This is a genomic window from Methylibium sp., assembly GCF_013817345.1.
Lineage (GTDB): Bacteria > Pseudomonadota > Gammaproteobacteria > Burkholderiales > Burkholderiaceae_C > Methylibium.
The window spans coordinates 53,583-62,081 of the sequence record NZ_JACDCW010000007.1 but is presented as its reverse complement, the minus strand read 5'-3'; the positions used below and the strand labels follow the sequence as shown (position 1 = coordinate 62,081).

Sequence of the window (8,499 nt, the reverse complement as noted above, 5' to 3'; positions counted from 1 at the left end):
TGGTCGGCGCGCTGTCGGCCTTCTATCACGACGTGACGGACATCCAGAACCCGGAACACCGCGCCACGGCGGCGAACCGCCTGATCGGCAAGATGCCCACCCTGGTGGCGATGGCCTACAAGTACTCGATCGGCCAGCCCTATATTTATCCGAAGAACGACCTGAGCTACAGCGCGAACTTCATGCGCATGATGTTCGCGACGCCCTGCGAAGAGTACGTGCCCAACGAGGTGCTGGTGCGAGCGATGGACCGCATCTTCATCCTGCATGCCGACCATGAGCAAAACGCCTCCACTTCGACGGTGCGGCTGTGCGGCAGCTCAGGCACCAACCCCTTCGCAGCCATCGCCGCCGGCGTCGCCTGCCTGTGGGGCCCGGCGCATGGCGGTGCCAACGAGGCCGCGCTCAACATGCTGGAAGACATCCAGAAGATGGGCGGCATCGCCAAGATCGGCGACTTCATCAGCCAGGTCAAGGACAAGAACTCCGGCATCAAGCTGATGGGCTTCGGCCACCGCGTCTACAAGAACTACGACCCGCGCGCCAAGCTGATGCGCGAGACCTGCCACGAGGTGCTCGACGAGCTGGGCTTGCAGAACGACCCGCTGTTCAAATTGGCCATGGCGCTGGAGAAGATCGCCCTCGAAGACGACTATTTCGTCTCGCGCAAGCTCTACCCGAACGTCGATTTCTATTCGGGCATCGTGCAGCGCGCGATCGGCATTCCCGTAAGTCTGTTCACCGCGGTCTTCGCGTTGGCGCGCACGGTGGGTTGGATCGCGCAACTCAACGAGATGATCGGCGACCCGGAGTACAAGATCGGCCGTCCGCGCCAGCTTTTTATCGGCGCCACCCAGCGCGACGTCAAACCGATGGCCAAGCGCTGAAACGCGCATCGGCGCCGGCCGTCCCCGGGCGCCGGCTCGGCGGCGACTTTGTTCACTGCCGCTGCGCACAGGCGGCTTTCGCGTTCCAGCGTTCCGGTCATTGGGAAAGTGCAGGAAAATACGGGTTTACTCCCGCTCGGGACTGATCGACCGCCATGACAGGACGCACCCTTTACGACAAGCTCTGGGACGAGCACGTCGTCCGCACCGAGGACGACGGCACGGCCCTGCTCTACATCGATCGCCACCTCGTACACGAGGTGACCAGCCCGCAGGCCTTCGACGGCCTGGAGCTGGCGAAGCGCAAGGTGTGGCGCCTGTCGGCCAACCTGGCCGTAAGCGACCACAACGTGCCGACCACCGATCGCAGCAAGGGCATCGAGGACCCGATCTCCCGCCTGCAGGTCGACACGCTCGATGCCAACTGCGATCGCCACGGCATCACGCAGTTCAAGATGAATGATCTGCGCCAGGGCATCGTCCACGTCATCGGCCCGGAGCAGGGCGCCACCCTGCCGGGCATGACCGTTGTTTGCGGCGACTCGCACACTTCCACCCATGGCGCCTTCGGCGCGCTGGCGCACGGCATCGGCACCAGCGAGGTCGAGCATGTGCTTGCCACGCAGACGCTGCTTGCCAAGAAGGCGAAGAACCTTCTCATTCGCGTCGAGGGACGGCTGTCCAAGGGCTGCGGCGCCAAGGACATCGTGCTGGCCATCATCGGCAAGATCGGCACGGCCGGCGGCAATGGCCACACCATCGAATTCGCCGGCAGTGCCATCCGTGCGCTCAGCATGGAAGGGCGCATGACGGTGTGCAACATGGCCATCGAGGCCGGTGCGCGCGCGGGTCTGATCGCGGTGGACGAGACCACGATCGCTTACGTGAAGGGTCGTCCGTTCGCACCCACGAGCTTGGAGTGGGATCAGGCGGTGAGCTACTGGCGCACGCTGCAGTCCGACGCCGATGCTCACTGGGACCGCATCGTGGAGCTCGATGCAGCGCGGATCACGCCTCAGGTCACCTGGGGCACGTCGCCGGAAATGGTGCTGTCGATCGAGGGCAGCGTGCCTGATCCGGATCGCGAGAAAGACGCCAACAAGCGCGACGCGATCGAGCGCGCCCTGGCCTACATGGCGCTCGAGCCGAACAAGCCGATCGGCGATATTCGCATCGACAAGGTCTTTATCGGCTCATGCACCAACTCTCGCATTGAAGACCTGCGCGAGGCCGCCGCCGTCGTGCGCAAGGTCGGCGGACGTATCGCCGCGAACGTGAGGCTGGCGTTGGTGGTGCCGGGCTCCGGCCTCGTCAAGGCGCAGGCCGAACGCGAAGGGCTCGATGCGGTGTTTACCGCCGCTGGATTCGAGTGGCGCGAGCCGGGTTGTTCGATGTGTCTGGCAATGAATGCCGATCGGCTCGAGCCCGGCGAGCGTTGTGCTTCCACCAGCAACCGCAATTTCGAAGGCCGCCAAGGCGCCGGGGGCCGCACCCACCTCGTCAGCCCGGCGATGGCCGCCGCCGCCGCGCTGGAAGGCCATTTCGTCGATGTCCGGCGCCTGTTTTGACAAGGCAGTAGCCAGGAGACGTTCATGAAGCGCATTGCATTCGCCCTGATCGCCTGTGTTTCGCTGCTGGTCACTGCGGGCTGCAACACCATGGAAGGCCTGGGCAAGGACATCCAGAAAACCGGCGAGAAGCTCGAAGACGCCGCCGCCAGGAAGAAGTGACACCTCATGCAAGCCTTTCGCATTCACCAGGGACTGGTCGCGCCGATCGACCGTGAGAACGTCGACACCGACGCCATCATTCCCAAGCAGTTCCTCAAGTCGATCACGCGCAGCGGTTTTGGCGTGAACCTGTTCGACGAGTGGCGCTATCTCGACCACGGCGAGCCGGGGCAAGACAGCGCCACGCGCCGGCCCAACCCTGACTTCGTGCTCAACCAGGCTCGCTTTCGCGGCGCCTCCGTATTGCTGGCGCGCCGCAACTTCGGCTGCGGTTCCAGCCGCGAACACGCTCCCTGGGCGATCGATCAGTACGGCTTTCGCGCACTGATCGCGCCGAGCTTCGCCGACATCTTCTACAACAACTGCTTCAAGAACGGGCTGCTGCCGATCGTGCTTGCCGAGCGCCAGGTCGCGCAGCTGTTCGACGAGGTGGCAGCCTTTGTCGGCTATGCACTCACGGTCGATCTGGGGCGCCAGGTCGTCGTCAAGCCAGACGGGACCGAACTCGGCTTCGAGGTCGAGCCGTTTCGCAAGCACTGCCTGCTCGGTGGCCTCGACGACATCGGCTTGAGCCTGCAGCATGCCGATGCCATCCGCAGCTTCGAGGCCGAGCGTTTGCTGCGTCAGCCCTGGCTGGCGCACCGGCTTTGAGGGCGAGGGTCGCCAAGGTGCCGCTCGCGAATCACGCATCACGACAAGGATTGAAACGAGGATGAAGATCGCTGTCTTGCCGGGTGACGGCATCGGCCCGGAGATCGTCGCGGAAGCGGTCAAGGCGCTGCAGGCACTGGACCTGCGCTTCGAGCTGGAAACCGCTGTCGTCGGCGGCGCGGCCTTCGAGGCCACCGGTCATCCACTGCCCGAAGCCACGCTGAAGCTGGCCAAGGCCGCCGACGCGGTGCTTTTTGGCGCCGTCGGTGACTGGAAATACGACAAGCTCGAGCGCGCATTGCGGCCGGAGCAGGCGATCCTGGGCCTGCGCAAGGAACTCGGCCTGTTCGCCAACTTCCGCCCGGCGATCTGCCACGCGCAACTCACCGACGCCTCCAGCCTGAAGCCCGAACTGGTTGCCGGCCTGGACATCCTCATCATCCGCGAGCTCACCGGCGACATCTATTTCGGCCAGCCGCGGGGACGCCGCAGTGCGCCCGATGGCCATTTCCCCGGCGCCGAGGAAGCGTTCGACACGATGCGCTACAGCCGCCCGGAGATTGAACGCATCGCCCACGTCGCTTTCCAGGCAGCGCGCAAGCGTGGCGGCAGATTAACCAGCGTCGACAAGGCCAACGTCCTCGAAACCTTTCAGTTCTGGAAAGACGTGGTCAGCGAAGTGCATGCGCAATATCCCGACGTGCAGCTCGACCACCTGTACGTCGACAACGCGGCGATGCAGCTCGTCAAGGCGCCCAAGCAGTTCGACGTGATCGTCACGGGCAACATGTTCGGCGACATCCTCAGCGATGCCGCCGCCATGCTCACCGGCTCGATCGGCATGCTGCCGAGTGCCTCGCTCGATGCCGACAACAAGGGCCTGTACGAGCCCAGCCACGGCAGCGCGCCCGACATTGCCGGCAAGGGCGTGGCCAATCCCCTGGCAACCATCCTGAGCGCGGCCATGATGCTGCGCTTCAGCCTGAATCAAGAGGAAGCGGCGACGCGCCTGGAGGCTGCGGTGCAAGGGGTGCTCGAGGGCGGGTTGCGTACGGGCGATATCGCGAGCGCCGGTTGCCGCGTCGTCGGTACGCAGGCGATGGGTGATGCCGTGGCGGCACGGCTGCGAGCACAGCGCTGAGGCGCCGCAGCTTCGTGATGCGCGGCGCGACCTCAGAATGACGATTGGCAGACAGAGCAGGTGAACGAGATGGCAACGACGGTGGTGGGTTTGGTGGGTTGGCGCGGCATGGTCGGCTCCGTGCTGCTCGAACGCATGCAGGCCGAGGGCGACTTCGATCTGATCGAGCCGCTGTTCTTCAGCACCAGCAATGCCGGTGGGCAGGCGCCGTCGATGGCGAAGAACGAAACGACGCTGCTCGATGCGTACGATATCGATGCGCTCAGGCGCTGCGATGTCGTGCTCACCGCTCAGGGCGGTGACTACACGGGCGAGGTGTTTCCCAAGCTCCGTGCCGCCGGCTGGAAAGGCCACTGGATCGACGCTGCCTCCACCTTGCGCATGCAGGACGACGCGATGATCGTGCTCGATCCGATCAATCTGCCGGTCATCAGGAACGCGCTGGCCAAGGGCGGGCGCAACTGGATCGGCGGCAATTGCACGGTGAGCTGCATGCTGATGGGCGTGGGCGCCTTGTTCAAGGCCGGTCTGGTCGAGTGGATGAGCTCGATGACCTACCAGGCCGCCTCCGGCGGCGGCGCGCAGCACATGCGCGAGCTGCTCACGCAGTTCGGCACGCTGAACGCTGAAGTGAAGGCGCTGCTCGACGACCCCAGGAGCTCCATCCTCGAGATCGACCGCAAGGTGATCGAGCTTCAGCGCAGCCTTGGGGGCGCGGCGACCGAGCACTTCGGCGTGCCGCTCGCCGGCTCCCTGATTCCCTGGATCGACAAGGATCTGGGGATCGGCAAGGAGTCCGGCGAGCCTGGCTGGGGCATGAGTCGCGAGGAATGGAAAGCCGGCGCTGAAACCAACAAGATTCTGGGCATCGGTCCGGGCTTCGACGAGCCGGCCATCCCGGTCGATGGTTTCTGCGTGAGAGTCGGTGCCATGCGCTGCCACAGTCAGGCGCTCACCTTCAAGCTCAAGAAGGACGTGCCGCTGGCCGATATCGAGGCACTGATCGCCAGCGACAACGACTGGGTCAAGCTCGTGGCGAACAACCGCGAGGCCACGCTCACCGAGCTGACGCCAGTGGCTGTCACCGGCACGCTCACGATCCCGGTCGGTCGGGTCCGCAAGCTGGCGATGGGCCCGGAGTACCTCGGTGCCTACACCATCGGAGATCAACTGCTGTGGGGCGCGGCAGAGCCGCTGCGCCGGATGCTGCGCATCCTGCTCGAGGCCTGACAGCTGCCGCCCAGCCGGTATGACTTCGTTGCAGGTTTGCAACGAAGCCGGTTTGAGCGAGCAGGCCTTCACGTCATCGGAATGTGACGCGACGCATGAGCTTGTCAGCGTATCTGCCTGATGTTATTGTCTTTTCAGTAAAAGTTGCAGTCGAAGCTCCGGCTCGCTTCAACCGCATCACGGGCGCACCGAGCATCGCCCTGACGCTCGAATCTTGCATTGGGGGACGCTTTGAAACAACCAACACCTCGCGCGCGGCGGGCCGTCGGCCGGTGGTCGCTCAACGCGGTTGCCGCAGCGACATTTGCCATCGCGGCCTGCCTGCCCCAGGATGCGGCGGCCCTCGCGATCGGGCGCCTGTCGGTGCAGTCGGCCCTCGGCGAGACTCTGCGGGCTGAGATCGATGTCGGCGCCATCACGCCTGAAGAGGCGTCGAGTCTGCGGGTGCGGATTGCGGCACCGGAGGCCTTCCGCGCCGCGGGCGTCGAGTTCAATCCTGCGCTGAGCAATGCCACCGTGGTGCTGCAGCGCCGGCCGGACGGCAAGCCCTACCTGCGCCTGACCAGCGATAGACCCGTGCAGGAACCCTTTGTCGATGTGATCCTGGAGTTGAACTGGTCCTCGGGCCGTCTCGTGCGCGAGTTCACGATGTTGTTCGATCCGCCGAGCAACCGCGCTGTGGCGACGGCCCCGGTGCCTGCGCCGGCCGTCATTTCGCCTGCCCCCCGGCCGGCCGCGCCGCCACCCAGCGCTGCTGCGGTCCCCCCGACACCGCCTCGCGCTGCTGCGCCGGCGGCCACGCCCGCTGCTGTTGAGGCCCCGTCCGCACCGCCCGCTGCAACGCGCACCGCACGGCCTTCGGTCGATGTGAATGAATATCGGGTGCGGCGAGGCGACACGCTTTACAAGATTGCCAACCGCACGCTGCGCCCCGGCGTTTCGCTCGACCAGATGCTGGTGTCGCTCTATCGCGGCAATTCCGACGCCTTCATCGACGACAACATGAATCTGCTCAAGGCGGGCGCATTGCTCACCGTTCCGACGGCCGAGCAGGCGCAGGCCACGTCGCTGGGAGAGGCGCGCCAGCTCATTCAGGCCCAATCGGCTGATTTCGATGCCTATCGGCAGAAGCTTGCAGGCGGCGTGGCCACAGCGCCGGCCACTGAGAGCGCACGCGCGGCCGCAGGCCGCGTCCAGGCCGAGGTGCAAGACCGCAAGGCCGACAGCGCCGCAACGCCGGACAAGCTCACCCTCACCCAAGGCGCCGTCAAGCCCGGTCAGCCCGCAGCCGAAGATCGGCTCGCCAAGAGCCGCGCAGCGCAGGACGAGGCGACGCGCGTAGCGGAACTGTCGAAGAACGTCGAAGAATTGCAGAAGCTGCGTGGCGCCGCCGCCGGTGGCGGCGCCGCAGCGGCTGCGGCCAGCGCGCCGGCCAAACCGGGCGGCGTGCAGGTGCCGATCGCTGCTCCTGGCATGCCGGTGCCTGCGAGCGCGGCGACTCCTTCGGTATCGAGCGCTGCGGCTTCAGAGACGACGCCTGCTGCGCCGAACGCGGCCGCCTCCATCGCTTCGCCAGCGTCCGACCCGGCCGAAACGATGGCCCCACCCGTCGCCGTCGCACAAGCGCCAGCCGCGGAGCCGGAGACTGCCGTGGCCTCCTCGCAGGCCGAAGCAGCATCCGCAGCGGCCAGTGCGCCGGCTGCGATGCCGGCCCCAGTCGAAGATGGCCCGGGCGTCATGGAGGGGCTGCTCGACAACCCGATGCTGCTGCCCGGTGCCGCCGTGCTGCTGGCCCTGTTGGCCGGGCTCGGCCTGTACCGGCTGCGTCAGGGCAAACGCGACAGCGGCGAGACGTCCTTCCTCGAAAGCCGCCTGCAGCCGGACTCGTTCTTCGGCGCCAGCGGCGGGCAGCGTGTCGACACGCGCGACGCCACCGGCGTGCCGTCGTCGATGAGCTATTCCTTGAGTCAGCTCGACGCGATCGGCGATGTCGATCCCGTCGCCGAGGCCGATGTGTACCTCGCCTACGGTCGCGATCTGCAGGCCGAAGAAATCCTCAAGGAAGCGATGCGCTCGAATCCGGAACGCATGGCGATTCGCCTGAAGCTGCTCGAGGTCTATGCGAAGCGCAGAGACACCAAGGGCTTCGAGCAGTTGGCAACTCAGCTCTATGCAATGACCGGTGGCGAAGGCGAAGACTGGGCGCGTGCGCAGGAGATCGGCCAAGGCATCGACAGCGAGAACCCGATCTATCAGCCGGGCGGTCGTCCGGTCGGTGCCCTGCCGAGCGGCGGCGCAATCGTCGAGCCTTTGGGCGCCAGCACGATGCCGCAATCGGTGCTGCCTTCGCCTTCGCGCTACGAAGCCCAACGCACCAACCTGCCGGAAGACGCCGGCATCGACCTCGATCTTGACGTTTCGGTGCCGGGCCGTTTCGACGATGAGCCGGTGTTTCCGCCCGAACGAACCCAGCCGCTTTCTGCCATGGAGGCGAGTTCGACCGCTCCCGCATCCGACCCGGCCATCGCCGGCAGCGCAAGCGCGAAGGTTGTCGAAGATCTGAACGAATTGGCTTTCGATCTGCCTCCGCTCACGCTCGACATGCCGTCGCAACCCGCGCCGCTCGCGGTCGAGGTTGCCGACGATGATCTGTCCGATGTCGCAACGCTCGACCTGCCTGGCGTGGCGACGCCTGACGATGCCCTGGCTCGCAAGCTCGAACTGGCGGAAGAGTTCCGCCAGATCGGCGACGTCGAAGGTGCACGCGACCTGCTTCAGGAGGTGATCGCGCAAACCGATGGCACGCTGAAAACGCGGGCCGAAGGGATGATGCGCGATCTTGCCTGAGCGGAGCGGTTCG

The 8,499-nt window shown here is 65.8% G+C and carries 7 protein-coding genes; all 7 read left to right on the top strand.

The features are described from left to right. On the top strand, positions 1 to 887 hold an 887-nt coding region (locus H0W40_RS02570; protein WP_292442897.1), incomplete at its 5' end, for a citrate synthase. A 155-nt stretch (positions 888 to 1,042) separates the two neighbouring features. After that, positions 1,043 to 2,455, top strand: a complete 1,413-nt coding sequence (gene leuC / locus H0W40_RS02565; protein WP_292442894.1) for a 3-isopropylmalate dehydratase large subunit — start codon at positions 1,043 to 1,045, stop codon at positions 2,453 to 2,455. A gap of 24 nt (positions 2,456 to 2,479) precedes the next feature. Then, positions 2,480 to 2,617, top strand: coding sequence for an entericidin A/B family lipoprotein (locus H0W40_RS02560; RefSeq protein WP_292442891.1), 138 nt, complete (start codon positions 2,480 to 2,482; stop codon positions 2,615 to 2,617). 6 nt (positions 2,618 to 2,623) lie between these two features. After that, positions 2,624 to 3,268 (top strand): 3-isopropylmalate dehydratase small subunit, encoded by a 645-nt coding sequence (gene leuD, locus H0W40_RS02555; protein WP_292442888.1) that lies wholly within the window; start codon positions 2,624 to 2,626, stop codon positions 3,266 to 3,268. A gap of 61 nt (positions 3,269 to 3,329) precedes the next feature. After that, a complete protein-coding gene (gene leuB, locus H0W40_RS02550) occupies positions 3,330 to 4,409 on the top strand; it encodes a 3-isopropylmalate dehydrogenase (protein ID WP_292442885.1) in 1,080 nt (359 codons plus the stop codon). A gap of 69 nt (positions 4,410 to 4,478) precedes the next feature. After that, positions 4,479 to 5,639 carry an aspartate-semialdehyde dehydrogenase gene (asd, locus tag H0W40_RS02545; RefSeq protein WP_292442903.1) on the top strand — a complete coding sequence of 387 codons (1,161 nt, stop codon included), beginning with the start codon at positions 4,479 to 4,481 and terminating at the stop codon, positions 5,637 to 5,639. 231 nt (positions 5,640 to 5,870) lie between these two features. Then, positions 5,871 to 8,486, top strand: a complete 2,616-nt coding sequence (locus tag H0W40_RS02540; RefSeq protein ID WP_292442882.1) for a FimV/HubP family polar landmark protein — start codon at positions 5,871 to 5,873, stop codon at positions 8,484 to 8,486. Positions 8,487 to 8,499 lie beyond the last annotated feature (13 nt).

Bases quoted from the DNA above. Each gene is read 5' to 3' on its own strand.
- leuD (WP_292442888.1), top strand. From the start codon at position 2,624: ATGCAAGCCTTTCGCATTCACCAGGGACTGGTCGCGCCGATCGACCGT.
- H0W40_RS02560 (WP_292442891.1), top strand. From the start codon at position 2,480: ATGAAGCGCATTGCATTCGCCCTGATCGCCTGTGTTTCGCTGCTGGTC.
- leuC (WP_292442894.1), top strand. From the start codon at position 1,043: ATGACAGGACGCACCCTTTACGACAAGCTCTGGGACGAGCACGTCGTC.
- leuB (WP_292442885.1), top strand. From the start codon at position 3,330: ATGAAGATCGCTGTCTTGCCGGGTGACGGCATCGGCCCGGAGATCGTC.
- asd (WP_292442903.1), top strand. From the start codon at position 4,479: ATGGCAACGACGGTGGTGGGTTTGGTGGGTTGGCGCGGCATGGTCGGC.